19 protein-coding genes are annotated in these 22,824 nt (G+C 71.2%); 6 read left to right on the top strand and 13 right to left on the bottom strand.

The features are described from left to right. Window positions 1-137: 137 nt before the first annotated feature. From C0010_RS07545 to C0010_RS07525, 5 genes are all read left to right on the top strand, one after another. Window positions 138-485 carry a metallopeptidase family protein gene (locus C0010_RS07545; RefSeq protein ID WP_105566614.1) on the top strand — a complete coding sequence of 116 codons (348 nt, stop codon included), beginning with the start codon at window positions 138-140 and terminating at the stop codon, window positions 483-485. After that, window positions 482-772 (top strand): ATP-dependent Clp protease adapter ClpS, encoded by a 291-nt coding sequence (gene clpS, locus C0010_RS07540; RefSeq protein ID WP_408631073.1) that lies wholly within the window; start codon window positions 482-484, stop codon window positions 770-772. The genes C0010_RS07545 and clpS overlap by 4 nt, the downstream gene beginning before the upstream one ends. After that, window positions 769-1,284, top strand: a complete 516-nt coding sequence (locus tag C0010_RS07535) for a DUF2017 family protein (protein WP_105566459.1) — start codon at window positions 769-771, stop codon at window positions 1,282-1,284. The genes clpS and C0010_RS07535 overlap by 4 nt, the downstream gene beginning before the upstream one ends. A gap of 63 nt (window positions 1,285-1,347) precedes the next feature. After that, on the top strand, window positions 1,348-3,222 hold the full coding sequence (locus C0010_RS07530) for an HSP90 family protein (RefSeq protein WP_105566458.1): 1,875 nt from the start codon (window positions 1,348-1,350) through the stop codon (window positions 3,220-3,222). Further along, the gene (locus tag C0010_RS07525) at window positions 3,219-5,993 is read left to right on the top strand and encodes a hypothetical protein (protein WP_105566457.1); all 2,775 of its coding nucleotides are present in this window, start codon (window positions 3,219-3,221) and stop codon (window positions 5,991-5,993) included. Before C0010_RS07530 ends, C0010_RS07525 begins: the two co-directional genes overlap by 4 nt. A gap of 464 nt (window positions 5,994-6,457) precedes the next feature. On the opposite strand, the gene C0010_RS07520 is transcribed toward C0010_RS07525, so the two are convergent. The 8 genes from C0010_RS07520 to C0010_RS14935 all read right to left on the bottom strand — a co-directional run bounded on the left by C0010_RS07520 (window position 6,458) and on the right by C0010_RS14935 (window position 14,040). After that, window positions 6,458-7,819, bottom strand: a complete 1,362-nt coding sequence (locus C0010_RS07520) for an MFS transporter (RefSeq protein ID WP_174150253.1) — start codon at window positions 7,817-7,819, stop codon at window positions 6,458-6,460. Window positions 7,820-8,054: 235 nt separating this feature from the next. After that, window positions 8,055-8,636: a nucleoside/nucleotide kinase family protein gene (locus tag C0010_RS07515; RefSeq protein ID WP_105566456.1), complete on the bottom strand. Its 582-nt coding sequence runs from the start codon at window positions 8,634-8,636 to the stop codon at window positions 8,055-8,057. Then, the gene (locus C0010_RS07510; protein ID WP_105566455.1) at window positions 8,620-8,967 is read right to left on the bottom strand and encodes a spore germination protein GerW family protein; all 348 of its coding nucleotides are present in this window, start codon (window positions 8,965-8,967) and stop codon (window positions 8,620-8,622) included. Before C0010_RS07510 ends, C0010_RS07515 begins: the two co-directional genes overlap by 17 nt. Window positions 8,968-9,094: 127 nt before the next feature. Beyond that, complete coding sequence (gene dinB / locus C0010_RS07505) at window positions 9,095-10,354, bottom strand: DNA polymerase IV (RefSeq protein WP_105566454.1); 1,260 nt, start codon at window positions 10,352-10,354, stop codon at window positions 9,095-9,097. A 103-nt stretch (window positions 10,355-10,457) separates the two neighbouring features. Beyond that, on the bottom strand, window positions 10,458-11,972 hold the full coding sequence (gatB, locus tag C0010_RS07500) for an Asp-tRNA(Asn)/Glu-tRNA(Gln) amidotransferase subunit GatB (RefSeq protein WP_105566453.1): 1,515 nt from the start codon (window positions 11,970-11,972) through the stop codon (window positions 10,458-10,460). After that, complete coding sequence (gene gatA, locus C0010_RS07495; RefSeq protein ID WP_105566612.1) at window positions 11,972-13,486, bottom strand: Asp-tRNA(Asn)/Glu-tRNA(Gln) amidotransferase subunit GatA; 1,515 nt, start codon at window positions 13,484-13,486, stop codon at window positions 11,972-11,974. The genes gatB and gatA overlap by 1 nt, the downstream gene beginning before the upstream one ends. Window positions 13,487-13,497: 11 nt before the next feature. Next, entirely contained in the window at window positions 13,498-13,797 is a 300-nt protein-coding gene (gatC, locus tag C0010_RS07490; protein ID WP_105566452.1) for an Asp-tRNA(Asn)/Glu-tRNA(Gln) amidotransferase subunit GatC, read from the bottom strand. Window positions 13,798-13,827: 30 nt separating this feature from the next. Further along, entirely contained in the window at window positions 13,828-14,040 is a 213-nt protein-coding gene (locus tag C0010_RS14935; protein WP_158685368.1) for a hypothetical protein, read from the bottom strand. 58 nt (window positions 14,041-14,098) lie between these two features. Between C0010_RS14935 and C0010_RS07485 the strand changes: the two genes are divergently transcribed. Next, window positions 14,099-15,787 carry a long-chain-fatty-acid--CoA ligase gene (locus C0010_RS07485; protein ID WP_232531817.1) on the top strand — a complete coding sequence of 563 codons (1,689 nt, stop codon included), beginning with the start codon at window positions 14,099-14,101 and terminating at the stop codon, window positions 15,785-15,787. A 64-nt stretch (window positions 15,788-15,851) separates the two neighbouring features. Here C0010_RS07485 and putP read toward each other — a convergent pair whose 3' ends face one another. The 5 genes from putP to C0010_RS07460 all read right to left on the bottom strand — a co-directional run bounded on the left by putP (window position 15,852) and on the right by C0010_RS07460 (window position 22,775). Next, the gene (putP, locus tag C0010_RS07480; protein WP_105566450.1) at window positions 15,852-17,369 is read right to left on the bottom strand and encodes a sodium/proline symporter PutP; all 1,518 of its coding nucleotides are present in this window, start codon (window positions 17,367-17,369) and stop codon (window positions 15,852-15,854) included. 88 nt (window positions 17,370-17,457) lie between these two features. Then, window positions 17,458-19,719: an NAD-dependent DNA ligase LigA gene (ligA, locus tag C0010_RS07475; RefSeq protein ID WP_408631074.1), complete on the bottom strand. Its 2,262-nt coding sequence runs from the start codon at window positions 19,717-19,719 to the stop codon at window positions 17,458-17,460. Window positions 19,720-19,908: 189 nt separating this feature from the next. Next, window positions 19,909-20,913, bottom strand: a complete 1,005-nt coding sequence (locus C0010_RS07470; protein ID WP_105566611.1) for a zinc-binding dehydrogenase — start codon at window positions 20,911-20,913, stop codon at window positions 19,909-19,911. A 13-nt stretch (window positions 20,914-20,926) separates the two neighbouring features. Continuing rightward, window positions 20,927-21,694 carry an SDR family oxidoreductase gene (locus C0010_RS07465; protein WP_105566448.1) on the bottom strand — a complete coding sequence of 256 codons (768 nt, stop codon included), beginning with the start codon at window positions 21,692-21,694 and terminating at the stop codon, window positions 20,927-20,929. Between the two features lie 37 nt (window positions 21,695-21,731). Continuing rightward, window positions 21,732-22,775 carry a LacI family DNA-binding transcriptional regulator gene (locus C0010_RS07460; RefSeq protein ID WP_158685367.1) on the bottom strand — a complete coding sequence of 348 codons (1,044 nt, stop codon included), beginning with the start codon at window positions 22,773-22,775 and terminating at the stop codon, window positions 21,732-21,734. Between the last annotated feature and the right edge of the window lie 49 nt (window positions 22,776-22,824).

The raw sequence follows: 22,824 nt of genomic DNA, 5'->3' as shown, positions 1-22,824 counted from the left end.
GCGTCCATCGCCACTCGGCCGTGCGAGAACTTCGAGCGAGCCCGCCCTGGGCACGCGCCGGGATTCGTAGACTGGGCGGACACCCCGACGACCCGAGGAGCTGCATGACCGACCGTGCCGCAGCCGGCGACGCCGCCATGCAGATGGACGCCGAAGCGTTCGAGCGGCTCGTCGTCGACGAGCTCGATCGGCTCCCGGATGACATGGTCGACGGGCTCGACAACGTCATCTTCGTCGTCGAGGACCGCCCGGAGGACGGCAGCCTCGACCTGCTGGGGCTGTACGACGGCCTGGCGCTGACGGAGCGCGACCGCTACGGCATGGGCGACCTGCCCGACCGCATCATGGTCTACCGCGAGCCGCACCTGGCCCAGTGCGCGACCGAGGAAGAACTGCGCGACGAGGTGCACACGACCCTCGTGCACGAGATCGGCCACTTCTACGGCATCGACGACGCGCGCCTGCACGAGTTGGGGTGGGCGTGAGCACCGCGCTGCCCGACGTCGACGAGTCCGTCGACCTGCGCGCCGCGCCGGATGTGCCGTGGCAGACGGTCGTGTGGGACGACCCCGTGAACCTGATGAGCTACGTCGTGCGCGTGTTCCGCGAGTACTTCGGCTTCGGGCAGGACCGCGCGACGCAGCTCATGCTCGCGGTGCACCACGAGGGCCACGCGGTCGTCGCCGAGGGTGCCAGGGAGCAGATGGAGATGCACGCACAGGCGATGCACGACTACGGCCTGTGGGCCACGGTCAGGAAGGCGAACGCATGACCGACCGGATGCTGATGCTCACGCTGACCCGCATCGAGGCCGACCACCTGCGCGACCTGGTCGGGCAGTTCGGCGACCTCGTCACGGGCACGCCGGCGGAGGACGACCCCGCCGTGGAGCGGCTGACCCCCGACGTGTACCCGGACGACCCCGAGGCCGCCGGTGAGTTCCGCTCGCTCACGCGCGCCGACCTGCTGCATCGGCGCGCTCGCGAAGCCCAGATCGTGAGGAAGGCGCTCGACGGAGTACTGGCCGAGCAGCCCGAGGCCTCCGGCGACGACTCCCCCGAGGGCGACCCCGACTTCGGCCCCGTGGACATCGCCGTCGCCGAGGAGGCGATCGACCCGTGGCTGCGCACGCTCACGGCGCTGCGCCTCGTGATCGCGAGCCGCCTCGGCGTGACGACCGAGGGCGACCACGACCCGGACGACCCCCGCTTCAGCGTGCTCGACTGGCTCGGCTACCGCCTCGACGGCCTCGTGCAGGCCGCCGATTCGCTGCGCGAGGAATGAGCGGAGCCGGGTGCCGCCCCGGATCTGTGACCGGGGCGCCGGCGCCGCGCATAGGTTAGTCGGGTGAGCTCGTCTACCACCCGCCCGTTCCAGGTCGATCTGCGCAGCGTCGTCGATCTCCTCGGCCGCCACATCTACTCCAGTCCCCAGGTCTTCCTGCGCGAGCTCCTCCAGAACGGAAGGGACGCGATCCGCGCCCGCGGCGAGCGCGATCCGGATGCCCCCGCCGGGCTGATCGAGATCACCCCGGCGGAAGGCGGCGAGCCGTTCCGATTCCGCGACAACGGGGTGGGCCTGACCGCCGCCGAGGCGGCCGACCTGCTCTCGACGGTCGGCCGATCCTCGAAGCGCGATGAGCTTCTGCAGGTGCGGCGGGAGAGCTTCCTCGGGCAGTTCGGCATCGGCCTGCTCAGCTGTTTCATGGTCTCCGATCGCATCACCGTGATCAGCCGCTCGGCATCCGGGGCGCCCGCGATCGAGTGGGTGGGCGACGCGACGGGCGAGTTCCGGGTGCGCGAGCTCGACGGCGCCGAGACCGCGTCGCTGCCGATCGGCACCGAGGTGGTGCTCGAGCCGCGCCCCGACGAGCGGGCGCTGTTGGAGCGAGCGCGCGTGACGGGCCTCGCCGCACGCTTCGGCGGATACCTGCCGGTGCGCGTCGCCGTCGCCGACGCCCGCGGCGGCCGCGACACGATCACGCGCGAGCCCGCCTTCCTCGACCGGGACGCCGACAGGCCGGCGCTCGACGCGCTCGGCGAGGAGCTGCTCGGGCGCGCCCCTCTCGACGTGATCCCGCTGTCGGTGCCCGAGACCGGGACGTCCGGCGTCGCCTTCGTCCTGCCGTTCCCCGCCCCGCCCGGCATGCGCCAGCCGAGCACGGTGCACCTCGGGCGCATGCTGGTCTCCGAGCAGCTCGACACGCTGCTGCCGCCGTGGGCGTTCTTCGTGCGCGCCGTGATCAACACGGAGCACCTCACGCCGACGGCCTCGCGCGAGGCGTTCGTCGACGACACCGCCCTCGAGGTCACCCGCGAGCGCCTCGGCGGTGCGCTGCGCGACTGGATCGTGCGGCTCTCCGAGAACGAGCCGTGGCGGTTCCAGGAGTTCCTCTCCGTGCACGCGATGGCGCTGAAGGCGATGGCCGTGCACGACGACGAGCTCGCCAGGGCCGTGCTGCCGTGGCTGACGCTCGAGACTTCCTCCGGCACGCGGACCGTGACCGAGCTGGCCGAGTCGGGCGCCGAGATCCGCTACGTCGAGACGGTCGACGAGTTCCGGCAGGTGGCCGCCGTCGCGGGCGCCGACGCCCCCGTGGTCAACGCCGGCTACTCCTACGACGCCGAGCTGCTGCGCCGGTTGCCGTCCCTCACCGGCGCGCGCGTGAGCCGCGTGCGGGTGGGCGACGTCTTCGCCGAGCTCTCGCCTCCTCCCGCCGACGACGCCGACGCGGCGCGGGCGCTCGCCCGGCGGGCGGCCGCCGCTCTCGCCGACGCGAGGACCGAGGTGGGCGTGCGCGCGTTCGAACCCGCGAGCGTACCGGGGCTGTGCGTGGCCGACCCCGAGTCGATGCGCCGGCAGGAGATCGAGCAGGCGAAGGACCAGGCGTCGGGGTCGCTGTGGGGCGATGTGCTCGGCGACATCGGTGCGATCCTCGACGAGCGTCGGCAGGGCGAGCGCCGCGGGCTCGGCATCGAGCTGTGCCTGAACTGGTCGAGCCCGCTCGTGAGGCAGGTGGCGCAGGTCACGGACGAGGTGGTGTTCGACCGCACGATCAAGCTTCTCTACGTTCAGTCGCTGCTGGCATCGCACCGGCCGCTGACCCCGGCCGACCGCGACATGCTCACGGGCGCCCTCGGCGACATGATCGCGCTCAGCGCGGGCGTCACGGACGGCTGGGACGGAATCGACATCACGAACGAAGGAGCGCAGGACGCGTGAGCACGGCGATCGAGGCGGAGCACATTCTCGAGCAGGTCGAACAGGGGGCGTTCGGCGACGACCCGAGACAGCAGCTGAACCGGGCCATCCGGCTCGCGGACGAGGCGGGCGCCGACGAGGTGTCGTACCGCGCCCGGATGCTGATGACCGACATCGCGCACTGGGTGAACGACGCGGACGCGATGCTGACGTCGTTCGCGTGGTGCGTGGCGAAGCACGACTCCGACCCCGCGCGGTTCCCGATCGCGACCGGCGAGGACTCGCCCGACCTCCTGTTCCAGCACAAGTGGATCGCGGGCCTGCTCGCGGGCAACAGCCGCTTCCCCGCGGCGCGCGTCGACGCCGTGCTCGACGACATGGAGCGCCGCTTCCTCGAGGCCGGGCTGAGCCGCAACGGCGTGCTGCAGGCGCGGCGCGACGTGGCGCTCGACCTCGGCGACCTCGACGCCGCGGCGCGGTATGCCCAGGAGCGCGACCTGACCCCTCGCGACGACTACTCGCACTGCGAGGCCTGCGTGCGCTCGACCGACGCGGGGTTCGCCGCGCTGCTCGGCGACGAGGCGACGGCGATCCGGCTCTGGGAGGACATCCACGCGCAGGACCTCTCGTGCGGGGAGGAGCCGGAGTACGCCGATTCCCAGATCCTCCTCGCCCTGCTGCGGGCGGGGCGCGCAGACGAAGCGATGGCGGTGCACGCGCGCAGCTATCGCGTCGCCCGCACGAACCCCGACGCGATCTCGATGGTCCGCTTCCATTTCGAGTTCCTCGCCGTCACGGGCAACGTCGAACGCGGCATCGACCTGCTCGAGCGGCACCTCCCCGGCTTCGTCGTCGATCAGATCAGCGACCAGCACCACATGACGGTGCTGCGCTCCATCGCGGTCCTCCTCGACGCCGCGGTCGACGCGGGTCTCGGGGACCGCACGCTGCGCGGCTCACGCAGCGAGAACGCGGCGCGGCTCTTCGGCGCGGAGCCCCGCGACTACACGATCGCCGAGTTCGGCGAGCAAGCCTGGGCGGCGGCCGAGCGCCTGGCCCGCGCGCTCGATGCTCGGAACCGCAACGATCACTACCTCGGTCGCATCGGCGCCGCACGGGCGCTGCGCGAGGAGCGGTACGACGTGCCGTTCTCGACGGCTGAGGCCTTCGCGCCCGCCGCCCCCGCGCATCCGGAACCGGTCGACGCCGCCGGGTGGGTGCGCGAGGCGCGCCGGTTCCTGTCGGGCAGCGCCCCCGAGCGGGCGCGCACCGCCGCCGAGCGCGGGCTCGAGACGGCCGGGCGGGACGAGGCCCCGCTGCTGCACGCCGTGCGCGTGTGGGCGGCGCTGGCAGAGGGGGACGACGAGCGCGCCGCCGCGGCCCACAGGGAGCGCGTCGCGGCGCTCGCGGCGGCGGGGCGCACGGAGCACGCCGAGGTCGAATCGCGCCTCGGGCTCCTCCTGATGGGTTGCGCAGAACGCTCCGACGCCGACCGCATCGCCGAGGAGATCGACAGGGCCCGCACCGCCGGCGGCGATGCCTCCGTCCTGGCCGACCTGCTGATCACGCACGCCTCGCTGCTGGTCGAGCATCCGGGCTCGGGCGACGCCGACGCGGAGCTCGCCCTGGCGGAGGCGCGGGAGGCCGCCCTGGTGCTGCCGGACGAGGACCCCGACCTGCTGTGGCACTCGGTGCTCGACACGCACCTTTCGACCCTGACGAGGGCCGAGCTGTTCGAGGAGGCCGCCGAGATCGCGGCAGCGGCGGTGGCCGACCCGCGGGCGGAGGCGCTCGAACTGCCCCTCGCCCGCCGGATCCTGACGGTGTCGCTCGCGAGCAAGGCGCGCTTCGCCGAGGCGGCGGAGGCGGCAGAGGCGCTGATCGCGGACGCCGTACGCACGGAGGACCCGCAGCTGATCGGCAACGCGGCGATGCTCGCGGCGCAGATCTACGATGACCTCGACAGGCCCCGCGAGGCCTCGGCTCGCGCCGCCTTCGGCGTGCGCACGCTCGACAGGGTCGGGATGGCGTTCCCCGGCCACCGCCACACGCTCGCGTCTCTGCAGCTGGGCGCGGGGCAGCCGCAGGAGGCGCTCGAGAACTTCCAGCTCGTCCTCGACGAGCTGCGCGAGTCCGACGATCAGGAGACCGCCGTCCTGGCCAAGGTCGCGAGCGGCCTGGGCGAGGCCGCCAAGCGCTGCGGCGAGTACGGCCTCGCCTACCGGGTGTGGGGATGGGCTGCCCGCATCGCGGAGGGAGCCGAGCTGTGGGGGTACGCGGCCGCGGCCTCGCTCGACCTCGCCGACCTCCTGCACGAGGTCGGGGACGAGGATGCGCCGGCCGCCGCGGAGCACGCCGTCGAGCTGGCGCGCCGCTCGGGCGTTCCGGCCCTCGTGGCGCGCGGCCTGCAGGTCGCGGGGTGGATCGCGAGCCTCGGCGGCGACGCACAGGGTCTCGCGGCACTCGAAGAGGCGATCGCTACGGCCGAGGCCGCCGACCTCGCCGAGCGCGCCGCCGACGCACGCATCTCCCTCGGCCGCGCCCTCCTCGCGCTGGGTCGCACGGACGACGGCGCCGCCGCGCTGCGGGCGGCATCCGAGAGCGCGGAGGCGAAGGGGCTCGCCCACTTCACCGTTCTCGCGCTGTTCTACCGGGCATCCGGGCTCGCCGCGTCGGATCGCGCGGGCGAGGCGCTCGACGCCTTCCGCGCGCTCGCCGATCGCCTCGACGCCGACGCCGAGCCCGAGCTCAGCGAGGCCGTCGGCCGCGCGATCGCGGACCTGGGCGCCTGAGGACGGCTCTCCTCGCACCGCTAGGGTGCGTTGGCTCTACCCGGTGCCGTAGCGAGTCCCCACCGCCCCCTCCACGCGCTGCTTCGCATCGCGCGGAGCCTCGCGGGAGGCGTGGGCCCTGGTCGATGTGCGTCGTATCGCCAGGACGATGAGGGAAGCGATGCTCCGCATCGTCGACCGACGAGGACGCCGCGAGACGGCGCGCAACGGCAAGCGCGGTAGGTGCCAGGTTTAGCAACGTGCCCTAGGGGTCATGACACCTGGACCGGCGTCGTTCCAGCGTCTCGATTGGCTGGAGCTCGCGCCCGTGACGGGCCCGTCACCGTCGCTGTGGCTGACGCGAGCACGACGAAACGGACGGCCGAACGCGTCTTCGCGAGTCGTCACACCTCAGATCGTCCGGTGCCGGATGAGCACGGCCCTGGCGGGCGGCGCGCTCGGCTCCATCCGGGCTGTCGCCGAGGTCAGCGCGATGCCGGCACGATAATCGACGACGTCACGGTCTCCTTCTCCAGCTCAGTCTGCTGGAGGTCGTCAACCTCGTCGAGCGAGTAGCCGCGTGTCTCCTTCGCAGTGAGCGCTGCGATCGTCGCGATCGCCATCAGCACGAACGCAAGCATCGTCGGGCCGATCCAGTTCCGCACGTCGTCACCCGCCAGTGCGGTCGACACGACAGGACCGATCGCGCCGGCGATCGCGAACCCGACTTGCGTGCCGATGGCCAGGCCGGACACCCGCACCCGGTTCGGGAGCATCTCGGCGAAGAACGCCGGCCAAGCCGCGTTCGCCGTGGAGTAGAAGAGGCCATTACAGACGATGCCGAAGGCGAAGATCAGCGCCCAGTTGCCCGTCGTGATCGACCACAGGTAGGGCGCAGTCGTGAGGCCGGCGCCCAGAGCGCCGATGATGAAGACGGGCTTTCGGCCGATCTTATCGGCGAGCAGGCCGGCGAACGGTGTGTAGATGAGCGCGACGAAACTGGCGATCGACGGCACCCACAGCATCGTTGATTTGTCGAGCTCATATCCTGTCGTCGCGAACGCGATGCCGAATGTTGCGAACACATAGCTCACGCCCGCGATCAGAGCACAAGCGGCGATCCGGATGATCGTGACCCAGTGGAACCGGAGCGCCTGCGCAACCGGCTTGAGGCTGATCTTGACGGCCTGCGTCTCGATGAATGCCGGCGGCTCGGCGAGTTTTCGCCTGATGATGTAAGCCGCGACGACGACGACCGCCGATAGCCAGAACGGCACCCGCCATCCCCAGGTGTACAGCTGCTCCGGAGGAAGTGCGGCGAACGGAATGAAGACGGCCGTCGCGAGCAGACCACCCGATGCCGAACCACTCGTGGTGAAGCTCGTCGTGAATGCCCGACGGTTGTCGGACGCGTGCTCAAGGCTCATCGTGATCGCGCTAGCCTGCTCGCCCGATACGGAGAGCCCCTGGATGATCCGGATGACCACAAGGAGAATCGGCGCGAGTGCCCCGATCTGCTCATATGTCGGCAGACATCCGATGAGGAATGTACACACACCGATGCCGAACAGTGTCAGCATCATCACGAACTTTCGGCCGTAACGGTCGCCGAGCGGGCCGAGGATGAAGGCGCCCAGCGGCCGGACGACGTAGCCGACCGCGAGCGTGGCCATGCTCAGCAGTACCGCCAGGCCCGTGCTCAGCTCGGGCGAGAAGAACAGATGATTGAGTACGAGTGCCGATGCCGTTCCATAAACGGCGAAGTCGTAGTACTCGAGCGTCGTCCCGATCCAGGAGGCGATCGCCGCCTTGGCCGGTGTCTTCCTGTGGGTCTCAGAGTGTGACATCTAGCTCCGTCGCGTACATGTTCATCGGTGCCGTGCGGGCACATCCGTGGGCAAGTGCTCCGACACTAAAAGGCATGGCGAACGCCGACATCATAGTTTGCCGTTTTTGTGCCGAAGCGACCCGCGCGCGTATCGCCACGCACCGGACTCCCCGTTAATGACAAGCCACGGCCGTGCGTATCGTGGCACACACCGTGCCACGCTTTGGGTCCCTTACTCTGCCGAAATGACCACGTCATGGCAATTCGATGACGATGTCGGCGGACTCTGCTGGGCGGTCGCGCTCGATGTGGGCTCGCTCCTGCGCAGCCCATCTCTCCCAGTGCGGCGTGTAGGTCTCGCCGTCGCGTGCGAGGGCCCTCGCGCGCCGAGACGCCTCGGGCGCGTCGACCCACACGCTCAGATCGGCGCTCTCGGCGGCGCGCGCCGAGAGCGCGCCAGCCCCCTCGACGATGAGGGGCTCATCCGGATCGACCCGACGGCGCTCGGCCTCGCGCCCCGCCGTCCAATCCCAGCGCGAATACGCGCCGTCGAGCCCGGCCGCCAACGGGCTCAGGATGTCGTCCGCCACGACCCTGGTCGCTTCCGCGAGCCCGTCCCAACCGGGATAGAACTCGTCGAGCGCGACGACGCGCGGCTCCCCCGGCAGTGGCCATTCGTCGCGGAGGCGCGCTGCGAGCGTCGTCTTGCCGGAGCCGCTGCGCCCGTCGATGACGATGCGCGGGTTCACATGCGCCAGGGCGCGCACGCTCGCCGCGACGCGGGAGAACGCGTCGTCGAAGGCGAGGCGGAACGCGGCGTCAGCGCTTGAGGGCACGGATGATCTTGCGCAGGGCGCGGCCCGCGACCCAGATCACCGGGACCGATACCGCAAGGAGCGCGATGAGGTTCGGCTCGAAGCGCAGGCCTTCCTGCCGCCGCACGTACACGCCGAGCGGAATCGAGAGGCTGCCCCCGCCGCCGCCCGAGCCCTGACCCGCGCCGCTGCCGCCGGGGGCGCTGCCGTCGCCCTCACCGGCGCCGAAGCCCGACCACGCCGCGGCCACGGGAACGATCGTGACGCCGTCGACCTCCTGCTTCTCGCCGTACGCAGACTTGACGCCGGCCGTGGCCGAGAGCTTCGCGAGTTCCAGAGCGATGTTGGGCATGGCACCAACCTACTCCGGATCACCGGCGCCGCACCAGCACGACCTCGCGCGGCGCGCGGCGGCCTCCACCTGACGCGCATCGCCGTTCTGAGGCCGCGGGGCCGTCGCGCGCGTCATGCGCGGCGCGTCAGTCGGAGATCTCCGGCGGGCGCGGCGGGACCGCCGGCGCCCTCGTCGGCGAACCGCCCAGGAACGCCGCCCGTGTGACGGCGCCCGATCCGAAGCGTGCCGCCGCGTCGTCGAGCGCACCGTCGACGCGGCGCCAGTCCTCGTCGTCGTCCCAGAGCGCGACGGCGGAGCCGCCTGCGGGGCGGAGCTTCTCCGCGCGCACGCCGATCAGGCGCACGGGGTCGCGGCGCCCGACCGCCGCGAAGAGCGCGCGTGCGGCCTCCCCGAGGCGCTGCCCGACGTCCGTCGCCTCCGGCAGCGCCTGTGAACGCGTGATCGTCGTGAAGTCGGAGAAGCGCACCTTGATCGCGATCCCGCCCGCCTCGGCCCCCGCCTTCCGCAGGCGCACGGCGACGCGATCGGCCAGCCGGAGCAGCTCCGCGCGCAGTGTCTGCGCGTCGGCCACGTCGTATTCGAACGTCTCCTCGTGGCTGACGCTCTTCTCGACGCGCTGCGTCTGCACCTCGCGCGGGTCCGCGCCGTTCGCGAGCTGCGCGATCCGGGCAGCGCCCGCGTCGCCGAGCGCTCGGGAGAGGACGTGTTCCGGCGCGCGGCGCACGTCGCCTATCGTCCGGATGGCGCGCGCTTCCAGGGCCTCCGCGGCGCGCGGACCGATCCCCCACATCGCACGGACCGAGAGCGGCTCGAGGAAGGCGAGGGTCTCGGATCCCGGAACGATCAGGAGGCCGTCCGGCTTCGACATCGTCGAGGCCATCTTCGCGACGTGCTTGGTGCCGGCGACGCCGACGCTGCAGACGAGGCGGGTCTCGTCGCGCACGCGCTCCCTGATCATCCGGGCGATCTCGCCGGGGCTCCCCCAGAGGCGCCGCGCCCCTCGCACGTCGAGGAACGCCTCGTCGATCGACAGTGGCTCGACCAGCGGGGTGAACGCGCGGAAGATGTCCATGACCCGCGCGGACGCCTCGCGGTACCGTTCGAAGCTCGGCGGAACGATGCGCGCCCTGGGGCACAGCTGGATCGCGCGGGCCATCGGCATCGCCGAGCGCACGCCGTAGCGCCGCGCCTCGTACGACGCGCTCGAGACGACGCTGCGGCCGTCGGGAGCGCCGATCACGACGGGCTCGCCCGCGAGCGAGGGGTCGTGCAGCACCTCGACTGCGGCGAAGAACGCGTCCATGTCGATGTGCAGGATGCCGGTGCCCGAGTCGTCGGCGCCCGGCGACGACACCCGCCGCCCCGTCCCGTCCGATCGCCCCATGCGTCCATTCTCCCGCGCGAGAACCGCTCAGGTGCGGCTTCTCGCGGGTGTCGATCGACTCGACCCGCACGAAGCCGCACCCGAGCGGTGCAGTTCCGGATGGTTACTGCTGTGCGCGCTCGAGGATGAGCTCGCGCACGCGGGCCGCGTCGGCCTGGCCCTTCATCGCCTTCATGACGGCACCGATGACGGCGCCCGCCGCCTGGACCTTGCCGCCCTTGATCTTCTCGAGCACGTCGGGCTGGGCCGCGAACGCCTCATCGATCGCCGCGATCAGCGCGCCGTCGTCGGAGACCACGGCGAGGCCCCTGGCGTCGACGACTTCCTGCGGGCCGCCCTCGCCCGCGATGACGCCCTCGAGCACCTGACGCGCCAGCTTGTCGGTGAGGGTTCCCGCATCGATCAGCTTCTGCAGCTCGGCGACGTGCGCCGGCGAGACGAGGTCGGCCGGGGCCGCGTCCTGCGCGTTCGCGACGCGCGTGATCTCACCCGTCCACCACTTGCGGGCGGACTGCGCGGAGGCGCCGGCGGCGACGGTCGCCTCGACCTCGTTCAGGAGACCGCCGTGGACGACGTCCTGCAGCTCGAGGTCCGTGAAGCCCCACTCGGCCTTGAGCCGGCGGCGGCGCGCGGTCGGCGCCTCGGGCAGCGCGGCCCGCAGCTGGTCGATCAGCTCGTCGCTCGGTGCGACCGGCAGCAGGTCGGGCTCCGGGAAGTAGCGGTAGTCGTCGGCGTCCGACTTCGGGCGACCGGGCGAGGTCTCGCCCGTGTCCTCGTGCCAGTGCCGCGTCTCCTGCGTGATCGTGCCGCCGGCCGCGAGGATCGCCGCCTGCCGCTGGATCTCGTATCGCACGGCGCGCTCGACGGAGCGCATCGAGTTGACGTTCTTCGTCTCGGTGCGGGTGCCGAGCTTCTGTTCGCCGCGCGGGCGCAGCGACACGTTCGCGTCGCAGCGCACGTTGCCCCGCTCCATCCGGGCCTCGGAGATGCCGGTGGCGATCGCGATGTCGCGGATCGTCGCGAGGTACGCCTTCGCGAGCTCGGGCGCGCGGTGCTCGGCGCCGAAGATCGGGTGCGTCACGATCTCGACGAGCGGCACGCCCGCGCGGTTGTAGTCGACGAGCGAGCTCGACGCGCCCTGGATGCGGCCGGTGGTGCCGCCGACGTGCGTCAGCTTGCCGGCGTCCTCCTCCATGTGGGCGCGCTCGATCGGGATGACGAACGTCTCGCCGTCGCCGAGGTCGACCTCGACCGAGCCTTCGAACGCGATCGGCTCGTCGTACTGGCTGATCTGGTAGTTCTTGCCGAGGTCGGGGTAGAAGTAGTTCTTCCGCGCGAAGCGGCTCGACGGCGCGATCGAGCAGCCGAGCGCGAGGCCCAGCGTGATCGACTTGCGCACGGCCTCGCCGTTCACGACCGGCATCGAGCCGGGCAGGCCCATGTCGACGGGCGCGACGAGCGTGTTCGGCTCGGCGTCGTGGTTCTCCGTGTTGGCGGGGTTCGCCGCCGACGAGAACATCTTCGTCGCGGTGTTCAGCTCGATGTGCACCTCGAGGCCGATGACCGGCTCGAACCGCTCGAGCGCCTCGTCGAAGTCCATCAGTTCTGCGCGGGCCATCAGCGTGCCCCTCCGTTCAGTGCCGGTGCCTGCGACAGCAGCGGGCCGCCCCACTCGTCGACGAGCAGCTTCTCGAGCGATGCGCCGACGCGGTACAGGCGGGCGTCCTCGTGCGCGGGCGCGAGGAACTGCACGCCGACCGGCAGGTCGTCCTCGGCCGCGAGGCCGCTCGGCACCGAGATGCCGGGGACACCGGCGAGGTTCGCCGGGATCGTCGTGAGGTCGTTGAGGTACATCGCCAGCGGGTCGTCGAGCTTCTCACCGAGCCTGAACGCCGTGGTCGGCGCCGTCGGCGTTGCGATCACGTCGACGTCGGCGAAGGCCGCCGCGAAGTCGCGCTGGATCAGGGTGCGCACCTTCTGCGCGCTGCCGTAGTACGCGTCGTAATAACCCGCGGACAGGGCGTAGGTGCCCAGGATGATGCGGCGCTTGACCTCGGGGCCGAAGCCCGCGTCGCGCGTGGCCGACATCACGTCTTCGACGGTGCCGCCGGGCACGTCGACGCGGAGGCCGAAGCGCACCGAGTCGAACTTGGCGAGGTTGCTCGACGCCTCCGCCGGCAGGATCAGGTAGTACGCGGCGACGGCGTACTCGAAGTGGGGCGCGCTGACCTCGACGATCTCGGCCCCCTGGGCCTCGAGCTTCGCGAGCGCGTCGTGGAACGAGCTCGCGACACCGGCCTGGAAGCCGGAGTCGGGCATCTGCTTGACGACGCCGATCTTCAGACCCTTGACGCCCTCGCCGTTCGCACCCGCACGGGCGGCTGCGGCCATCGACGGCCAGTCCCGCTCGATCGAGGTCGCGTCGTGCACGTCGTGCCCGGCGATGACGTCCTGCAGCAGCGCCGAGTCGAGCACCGTGCGCGAGACGGGGCCGACCTGGTCGAGGCTCGATGCAAGCGCGATCGAGCCGTAGCGGCTGACGGCGCCGTAGGTCGGCTTCGTGCCGACGGTGCCGGTGACGTGGGCGGGCTGGCGGATCGAACCGCCGGTGTCCGAGCCGAGGGCGAACGGCGCCTCGTAGGCGGCGACCGCCGCGGCCGAGCCGCCGCCGGAGCCGCCGGGGATGCGGTCGAGGTCCCACGGGTTGCGCGTCGGGCCGTACGCGGAGTGCTCGGTCGACGATCCCATCGCGAACTCGTCCATGTTCGTCTTGCCGAGCGGCACCAGGCCGGCCGCGCGCGAGCGCGCGACGACGGTCGCGTCGTACGGCGACATGAAGCCCTCGAGGATCTTCGATCCGGATGTCGAGGGCATGTCGGTCGTGACGAGCACGTCCTTGATCGCCAGCGGAACGCCCGCGAGCTCCGGCAGGTCCTCGCCGGCGGCGCGGCGCTCGTCGATCGCGCGTGCCGTCGCGACGGCGTTCTCGTTGACGTGCAGGAACGCGTTCACGTCGCCGTCGACGGCAGCGATGCGGTCGAGGTGCGCCTGGGTCGCCTCGGCGCTCGAGATCTCGCCCGAGGCGAGGTTCGCCGCGAGATCAGCCGCGGTCATCCGGATGATGTCGGTCATCTTCTCCCCCGTCACTGCTCTTCGCCGAGGATCGCCGTCACGCGGAACCGCTCGCCGTCGGAATCGGGCGCGTTCTGCAGCACCTGGTCGAGCGTGAGCATGTCTCCCGGCGAGTCCTCCCGGAAGACGTTCTGCATGGGGATGGGGTGGCTCGTCGCCGGCACGTCGTCGGAGGCGACCTCGCTGACCTTGGCGATGTTCTCGACGATGGCGTCGAGGTCGGCCGTCAGCTGCGTCACCTCCTCGTCGTCCAGCTGGATCCTGGCGAGCACACCGAGGTGGCGCACGAGTTCTGGGGTGATTTCAGACACCAGCCAAGTCTAACCGGGCGCGGGTCGGCGCTATCCGCCGGCAGACGGGCAGGCCAGCGAGCCGTCGGCGCCCTCGACGTGCTCGGCCTTCGGCCGCCGGCAGCCGTCGCACGGCGGCGGCGTGTAGTCGGTGAGCTTGCCGACCGACGGCGGGCCCGCGTACCGGATCAGGCGGGAGTTCGCCCAGTTGTACAGGCCGCCGGCCTCCCTGATGCGCTCCCGGAGCGGAGTTCTCTCACCCATACCGCCATTGTCCCCCGATCCGCGCGTGCGCGCACCCGAACGACCTAGACTTGCGAGCGTGACGACGCAGTTCGACCCGCCGCGCCCCTGGACCGCCTCGTACGCCCCCGGCGTACCAGAAGACCTCGCCGAGGTTTCGGGCTCCCTGCTCGATCTCGTCGCCGAGTCCGCCAGCGCGCATCCGGATGCCCCCGCCCTGCAGTTCTTCGGTAGGGTCACGAGCTATCGCGAGCTCGCCGCCGCCGTCGAACGAGCGGCCGCGGGGCTCCGCGCGCAGGGCGTGCGCAAGGGCGACCCCGTCGCCCTGATCCTCCCCAACTGCTCGCAGCACATCATCGCGTTCTACGCCGTGCTGCGGCTCGGCGCGATCGTCGTCGAGCACAACCCCCTGTACACGCCGCGGGAGCTGCGCAAGCAGTTCTCCGACCACGGCGCCAGGCACGCGATCGTCTGGAGCACGGTCGCGAAGACCGTGCAGGAGTTCCCGGACGACCTGGCGCTCGACTCGATCATCTCCGTCGACGTCACGACGGGCATGCCCGGTTACATGCAGCTCGCGCTGAAGCTGCCGTTCCCGAAGCTGCGCGAGCAGAGGGGGCAGCTCACCGAGCCCGTGCACGGGGCCGTGTCCTGGGAGGCGATCTGCGGGTACGCGCCCCTGCCGACCGACGCACCGCGCCCCGGCACCGACGACGTCGCCGTGATCCAGTACACCTCGGGCACGACGGGCGACCCGAAGGGCGCCGTGCTCACGCACCGCAACCTGCTCGCGAACGCGGCGCAGGCGCGGGCGTGGACGCCCGACGTCGCCGACGGCGAGGGCACCGTCGTGTACGCCGTGCTGCCGATGTTCCACGCCTACGGCCTCACGCTCTGCCTGACGTACGCGATGTCGCGTGCCGCCCGGCTCGTGCTGTTCCCGAAGTTCGACCCCGACATGGTGCTCGACGTCACGAAGAAGCACCCCGCAACCGTGCTGCCCGCCGTGCCTCCGATCGCCGAGCGGCTGCTGAAGCGCGCTCAGGAGAAGGGCGTGTCGCTCGCCGGCACGGGAATCGGCGTCTCGGGCGCGATGGCGCTCGACGACGCGCTCGTCGTGCCGTGGGAGGCCGAGACCGGCGGGATGCTCGTCGAGGGCTACGGCCTGAGCGAATGCTCCCCCGTGCTGGCGGTCAACCCCGTCGGCGAGAACCGGAAGGCCGGGACGATCGGCCTGCCGCTCCCGGGCACCGAAGTGCGCGTCGCCGACCCCGACGACCCCTCGGCCGACGTTCCCCAGGGGTCCCCCGGCGAGCTGCTGGTGCGCGGCCCCCAGGTGTTCGGCGGCTACTACGGCAAGCCGGAGGCGACCGAGCGCGTGTTCTCGAACGGCTGGTTCCGCACGGGCGACATCGTCGAGATGGACGAGGACGGCTTCCTGACGGTCGTCGACAGGATCAAGGAGCTCATCATCACGGGCGGCTTCAACGTCGCGCCGACCGAGGTCGAGATCGCCCTCCGCCAGCACCCGGCGATCGCCGATGCCGCCGTCGTCGGCATGCCGTCTCCGGGCGGCGAGGAGGTCGTGGCGGCGGTGGTGCTCGACGGCGAGCCGGACTTCGACCCTGAGGAGGCGCGCGACTACGTCAAGCGCATCCTGACGCCGTACAAGGCGCCGCGCCGCTTCGTGGTTGTCGACGAGCTGCCGAAGTCGATGATCGGCAAGGTGATGCGCAAGCAGGTCCGCGAGCAGCTGCTCGCGTCCTGACCCGGAAAGGGGAGCGCCGCGGGCCGGTCAGGCCCGCGGCGCTTTTCCGGCGCCCGTGCGGCGCCTACTGGCCCTTGACCTCGTCGAGCATGATCGCCTGGGTGTCGGTGAACTCCCGCTGGACCTCCTGGTCGCCGGCGCTCCCCTCCCGGTACGTCGCGCGGCTGACGAGGTACGCCAGCACGAGGTTTATGAGGAATCCGGGGATGATCTCGTAGAGGTCGAAGATCCCGCCGGAGAGGTACTGGCCCCAGACCCATGCCGTCGCGGCGCCGGCGATCATGCCGACGATCGCGCCGACGTTCGTCAGCTTGCGCCAGAACAGCGACAGCAGGATCAGCGGACCGAACGCCGCGCCGAAGCCCGCCCAGGCGAAGCCGACGAGGTCGAGCACGCTCGCCTCGGAGTCGAGGGCGATCAGGATCGCGATCACCGCAACGACGAGCACGCCCGCGCGCCCCAGCCACACGAGCGCCCTCTCGCTGACGGTCTTCTTCAGCACGAGCCGCGCGATGTCCTCGACGAGCGCGGAGGACGACACGATGAGCTGGCTCGAGATCGTCGACATGATCGCCGCGAGCACGGCCGCGAGCACGAGGCCGGCGACGAACGGATGCATCAGGTTCTGCGCGAGCACGAGCATCACGGTCTCGGCGTCTGGCAGCTCGATGCCGTTGATCTCGAACCACGCGATGCCGACCAGGCCGGTGACAACGGCGCCGAGCAGCGAGAGGATCATCCAGCTCATGCCGATCCGGCGCGCGGTCTTCGCGTCGCCCGCACTGCGCAGCGCCATGAAGCGGACGATGATGTGCGGCTGACCGAAGTAGCCCAGCCCCCACGCGAGCGACGACACGATCGCGATGATCGTGGCGCCCGACAGGCCGCTGCCGAACCAGTTCAGGTTCTCGGGTGCGACCGTCTGGATCCCCTGCGCGACCGCGCTGAGGTCGCCGATCGACACGATGGCGAGCACCGGGACGATCAGCAGTGCCGCGAAGATCATGATGCCCTGCACGAAGTCGGTGTAGGTCGCGCCCAGGAAGCCGCCGAACAGGGTGTACGCCAGCGTGACGCCGCCGACGAGCAGCATGCCGACGATGTAGTCGCCGCCGAACGCGCTCTCGAAGAACTTTCCGCCCGCGACCATGCCGCTGGAGACGTAGAGAGTGAAGAAGACGAGGATGACGACGCCCGCGACGATGCGCAGCACGTGAGACGTGTCCCTCGTGCGGTTCTCGAGGAAGCTCGGGACGGTGATGGAGTTCTTCGACACCTCCGTGTAGGCGCGCAGGCGCGGGGCGACGAAGAGCCAGTTGAGGTACGCGCCGATCGTCAGACCGATGGCGAGCCATGCCTCGATGAGACCGGTGGCGTAGAGAGCGCCGGGCAGCCCCATGACGAGCCAGCCCGACATGTCGCTCGCGCCGGCGCTGAGCGCCGCGACTGCCGGAGGAAGGCTCCGGCCGCCGAGCATGTAGTCCTCGTGGTTCTTCGTCCTCAGCGTGGCGAAGACGCCGATGGCGATCATTCCCGCGAAGTAGACCACGAGTGCGATGATGAAGTACGTCTGCGGACTCATCCCTGCACGCTACCGACTCAGCGTGGCCCCGTCGACCGGCGCGCGTACCGTTGCCATACCGAGACCCGGCCAGCAGCGGCCGCGGTGCCTACGCTTCGGCGGGCGGAAGCGCGCCGGGGCCCTCTGTGACCAGGATGCGGAACTGCTCCGCATCGAGCACCCGGACTCCGAGCGACTCCGCCTTCGCCAGTTTCGAGCCCGCGCCCGGCCCCGCCGCGACGAAGTCGGTCTTCTTGCTGACGCTGGAGGCCGCCTTGCCGCCGGCTTGCACGATGGCTTCCTGCGCACCGTCGCGCGTGTACCCCTCGAGCGCTCCCGTCGCGACCACCGTCAGGCCCGCGAGCACGCCCCCGGCCGCCGACGCGGCCCCCGGCCCCGGGTGGTCGGGGATCGAGAAGCGCACGCCCGCGGCGACCCAGCGGTCGACGATCACGCGGTGCCAGTCGGCCTCGAACCAGTCGAGCAGCGCATCGGCGATGATCGGGCCGACGCCCTCGACCGCCGCGAGCTCGTCGCGACCGGCCGCCCGGATCGCATCGAGCGAGCCGAAGTACGCGGCGAGCGCCCGTGCCGCGACGGGGCCGACGTGCCGGATGTTCAGGGAGACGAGCAGGCGCCACAGCTCCTTCGTCTTCGCCCTCTCGAGCTCCTCCAGGAGCTTCACCGCCTGCGCCGACGGATGCACGATCAGGTGGTCCTTCCGCACGCCGGCCCTGCGCCGCTCCGCCGGCGTCGCATCCTCCCATCCGGGCGGGTAGACCTTCTCGATGCGCTGGAAGGGTGCCCGCCGCACGGGTTCGCCGTCGTCTCCGACGCGGTCCTCCCCCGTCTCGGGGTCGGTGACGACGACTTCGAGGGGCACGATCCGCTCGAGCTCGAGGTCGAACAGGCCCTCCTCCGTCGGCAGGAGCGGAGCGAGCTCCTCCCCGGTCTGCGCGTTGCGGGCGGGTCGCGTGAGCGCGGCGGCCGCGACCTCGCCGAGCGCCTCGATATCGAGCGCGCCGCGGGAGCCGATGTGCTCGACGCGGCCGCGCACCTGCGCGGGGCACGTGCGCGGGTTCGAGCACCGCAGGTCGATGTCGCCCTCCTTCATGGGGCGCAGCTCGTGCCCGCACTCGGGGCACTCCGTCGGCATCACGAACGCGCGCTCCGAGCCGTCACGGGCCTCCGCGACGGGGCCGAGCACCTCGGGAATGACGTCGCCGGCCTTGCGGAGCACGACGAGATCGCCGATCAGGACGCCCTTATGGACCACGACCTCCTGGTTGTGCAGGGTGGCGCGGCTGACCTCGCTGCCGGCGACGAGCTTCGGCTCCATCACCGCATACGGCGTCGCGCGGCCCGTGCGGCCGACACCGACCCGGATGTCGATCAGGCGCGTCTGCACTTCCTCCGGCGGGTACTTATACGCGATCGCCCACCGGGGCGCGCGGCTCGTCTCCGCGAGCTCCGCGTGCAGGGCGAGCTCGTCGACCTTCACGACGATGCCGTCGAGCTCGTGCTCGACGCTCGCGCGGTTCTCGCCGTAATGGTGCACGAAGTCGGCCAGCTCGGCGTCGGTCGCCAGCACCCTCGTGTGCGGGCTCGTGGGCAGACCCCACCCGGCGAGCAGCTCGTACACCTCGCTCTGGGCGGCGACGGGCGGGTCGGGCCAGGCGCCGATGCCGTGCACGTAGAGGCGCAGCGAGCCGAGGCGCGCCTCGCCGGCCTCGAGCTCGAGCCCCTCCTTCTTGTCGAGATCCTGGCGCAGGCCGCCGCTGGCGGCGTTGCGCGGGTTGGCGAAGGCCGGGAAGCGGCGCTCGGCGGAGCGGCGCCTGGCCTCCTCGTCGAACGCCTTCTTCCCCGCGCTGCGCACGTGCTCCCACTTCTCACGCGACTCGGCGTAGGCGCGCTCGCGGAGCTCGGCCTGCAGCGCGTTCAGCTCCTCGAACGCCGCGACGGGGATGAACACCTCGCCGCGCACCTCGACGAGCGCCGGATGCCCGTAACCGGCCAGCCGCTCGGGCACGTCGGCGAGGCGCAGCGCGTTCTGCGTGACGAGCTCGCCGATGCGGCCGTCGCCGCGCGTCGCGGCCGAGGTCAGGCTTCCGTTCTCGTAGCGCAGGTTGAGCGCGAGGCCGTCGATCTTGAGCTCGGTGAGCCACGCGACGTCGCGCCCGGCCGCGGCCCGCGTCTTGGCGCACCACTCGCGCAGTTCGTCGAGCGAGAACACGTTGTCGAGGCTCAGCATGCGCTCGGCGTGCTCGATCGTGTCGAGCTCGGTCTCGCCGGGCGCCCCGACGCTCAGCGTCGGGGAATCACGGTTCTGCAGCTCGGGGTGTGCCCGCTCCAGGTCTTCGAGCCGGCGCATCCACCCGTCGTACTCGGCATCGTCGACGGGCGAGGTGTCGCGCCCGTAGTACGCCTCGCGCGCATCGATGATGCGCGCCGTGAGCTCCTGAGCCTCGGATCGCGCGGCGTCGAGGGTCGTCTCGTCTGCAGTATCGGCCACGGCTTCAGTCTACGAACCCCCGCCGACGTTTCCGGAGCACGCAGGTGTTCAGAGGGCGACGACGACCTTGCTCGAGCGCTTCCCGTCCCGCGCGGTCGCGAACGCCTCGACGACGTCATCGAGACCGTACTCATGGGTGATCACAGACTCGACATCCGCCCGGACCGCGAGCAGGTCGATCGCGGCATCGATCTCGTCGCGGAAACGGAACGTCCCGCGCAGTTCGACCTCCTTCGCGATCAGCGGGGCCAGGTTGACCGGCAGCGCCCGATCCGGAACCATCCCGACCTGAACGATCACACCCCGCCTGACCGCGGCGGCAGCCGCCGCCGAGATCGCCGCTGGCGCACCCGAGCACTCCAGCACCACATCGAACGCCTCCCGCGGAAGCTCCTCGGCCCCGACCCGCACTACGGCATCCGCGCCGAGCGCTTCGGCGCGTTCGAGCGCTTCCGGCAGCACATCGGCGACCGTCACGCTCGCCGCCCCGCGCGCCTGCGCGGTCACGACCGCGAGCAGCCCGATCGGGCCCGCACCGGATACCAGGACGCGACGCCCCGCCACATCCCCGGCACGCGCGACCGCGTGCAGCGCCACCCCGAGCGGCTCGGCCAACGTCGCCCGCCGCACGCTCAGCCCCGAAGGCAGGGCTCGCACCATCCGCTCGTCGACGATCAGATACTCCGTCATCGCGCCCTGCGTGTGCGGCCACGTCGACGCACTGCCCAGATACGAGCCGCCCGGCCACAGGTGCGGGGCATCCTCGACCCCGGGCACCGACTCCCCGAACCGCGCCGGATGCACCGTCACGGGCGTGCCGACCGGCCACGCACCCGACGGGTCCGAATCCACTCTGCCCGCCAACTCATGCCCGGGGACCAGCGGCTCCCGCACCGCGTACTCCCCGTTCGCCCCCTCGAAGTAGTAGTGCAGGTCCGAGCCGCACACGCCGACGTAATCGACCTTCAGGCGCACCTGCCCGTCGCCCGGAACCGGAAGCTCAGCGGCGCGGACCTCCAGCGTGTCCTTGCCGTCGATGAACGCCGCACGCATCGTCTCCGCCATCTCAGACCACCGCCGTCATGCCGCCGTCGACCAGGATGTTCTGGCCGGAGACGAAGCTCGATGCATCTGATGCGAGATAGATCAAGGTCCCCCACAGCTCCCGGAAGTCCCCCCACCGCTGCGCAGGCGTCCGCGCGATCAGCCACGCGTTGAACGCCTCGTCCTCGACCAGTGCCCGGTTCATCTCCGTCGCGAAGTATCCGGGAGAGATCGCGTTGACCTGCACATCGAACCGCGCCAGATCCGCCGCCATCCCCTTCGTCAGCATCACCACGCCGCCCTTCGACGCCGAATACGGAGCGATCGTCTGACGGGCGAGCACCGACTGCACGGAGCCGATGTTGATCACCTTGCCCGAGCCCCGCTCCGCCATCCCCGGCGTCACGAACCGCGACACGTAGAACGCGCTCGACAGATTGCTCGCGATCACCCGATCCCAATCCGACACGGCGAACTCCGTGAACGGCGCCCGCGACTGCAGCCCCGCATTGTTCACCAGAACATCCGGCACGCCGTGCTCGGCAACCAGTCCGGACACTCCCTGCTCCACGGCGCCCGCATCCATCACGTCGAACGACACCCACGACACATCGGCGCCCGTCGCCTCGACCAGCGCCGCCCGGGTCTCCTCCAGCGCCGCCTCATCGCGGCCGTGCAGGACGACTCGCGCCCCCGCCTGCGCCAGGGCCAGCGCCAACGAACGCCCCAGCCCGCGCGACGATCCCGTCACGAAGGCCAGGCGCCCGGACACATCGAACAGTTCATTCATGGGGAGATGCCTTTCGGAAGAGGTGCTGCGGTGCCGCTCAGCGCACACCGTAGATCAATGCGGGTGACTCGACGCCGGCGGGCGCGGGGCCCGTGGAATCCCGCACCGTGAGGTGAGCGGCCATGGTCTCGGTCCGCACCCGGGGCGAGCGCGCCGTGAAGTGTTGGATGAGGAGCTCGGTGGCGGAGCGCCCGACGCGCTCCCCCGAACTGGTGATCGTGGTCAAGGGCGGATAGGACGTCTCGGCGGCCATGATGTCGTCACAGCCGACGACGCTGATGTCCTCGGGGATCCGGATGCTGCGCTGCCGGAACCGGGTCATCGCGCCGAGGGCGAGCGTGTCGTTGAAGAACAGGGCGGCGGTCACCCCCGTCAGGGCCACGGCGTCCGCGGCGGCTGCTCCCGCCGTGAGCGAGGGGTGGAACGCGCCAATGGGAACGAGCTCGATGCCGATGTCCGGGACCGCGCGCTGCAGCGCGGCGACGCGCTCCCGATTCGTCCACGACGTCTCCGGGCCGCGCACGTATGCGACACGGCGGTGGCCCAGCGAGCCGAGGTACTGCAGCGCTTCGACCGAGGAGCTCGGAGTGTCGATCGTCACGCCCGAGATCCCCGGCACGTCGCGGTTGATGAGCGTGAGCGGCACGGCATCGGCGACCGCACGGAGCTCGGCGTCGCTCGTGCGCGGAGACGACAGCACGACGCCGTCGACGGTCTGCGAGAGCTCCCGGAGCCACTTCTGCTCGAGGTGCTCCGAGTCCTCGGTGTTGACGATGAGGAAGAGGAAGTCGGCTGCCTGTGCCTGCGCCTGGCTGCCGCGGATGAGATCGTGGACGAAGGGGTTCACCAGGTTCGGCACCACGAGCGCGATCGTCCCCCGGGAGCGCCGACGCGGCCCCTGCGGCAGAGTCGCGGACGCGTAGCCCATCTCGATCGCCTTCTGCGAGATCCTCTCGTGCATCGCCGTGCTGACCCGCCCGGGATTGTTGAGCGCGCGCGAGACGGTCGACGGCGCGACGCCGCAGGCTCGGGCGATGTCCGTCAGGTTGACGCGGCGCGCGTACCTTCTCTCGGGGATCACGAGTTCTCCTTCGATTCGTTCCGAGTCGCGGTGCCGAAAGGGCCTGCGC

This window comes from Microbacterium halophytorum (assembly GCF_002970975.1).
Taxonomy (GTDB): Bacteria; Actinomycetota; Actinomycetes; order Actinomycetales; family Microbacteriaceae; genus Microbacterium; species Microbacterium halophytorum.
Note: the sequence above shows the minus strand (reverse complement) of the source record. Positions and strands in the feature narration are given on the sequence as shown.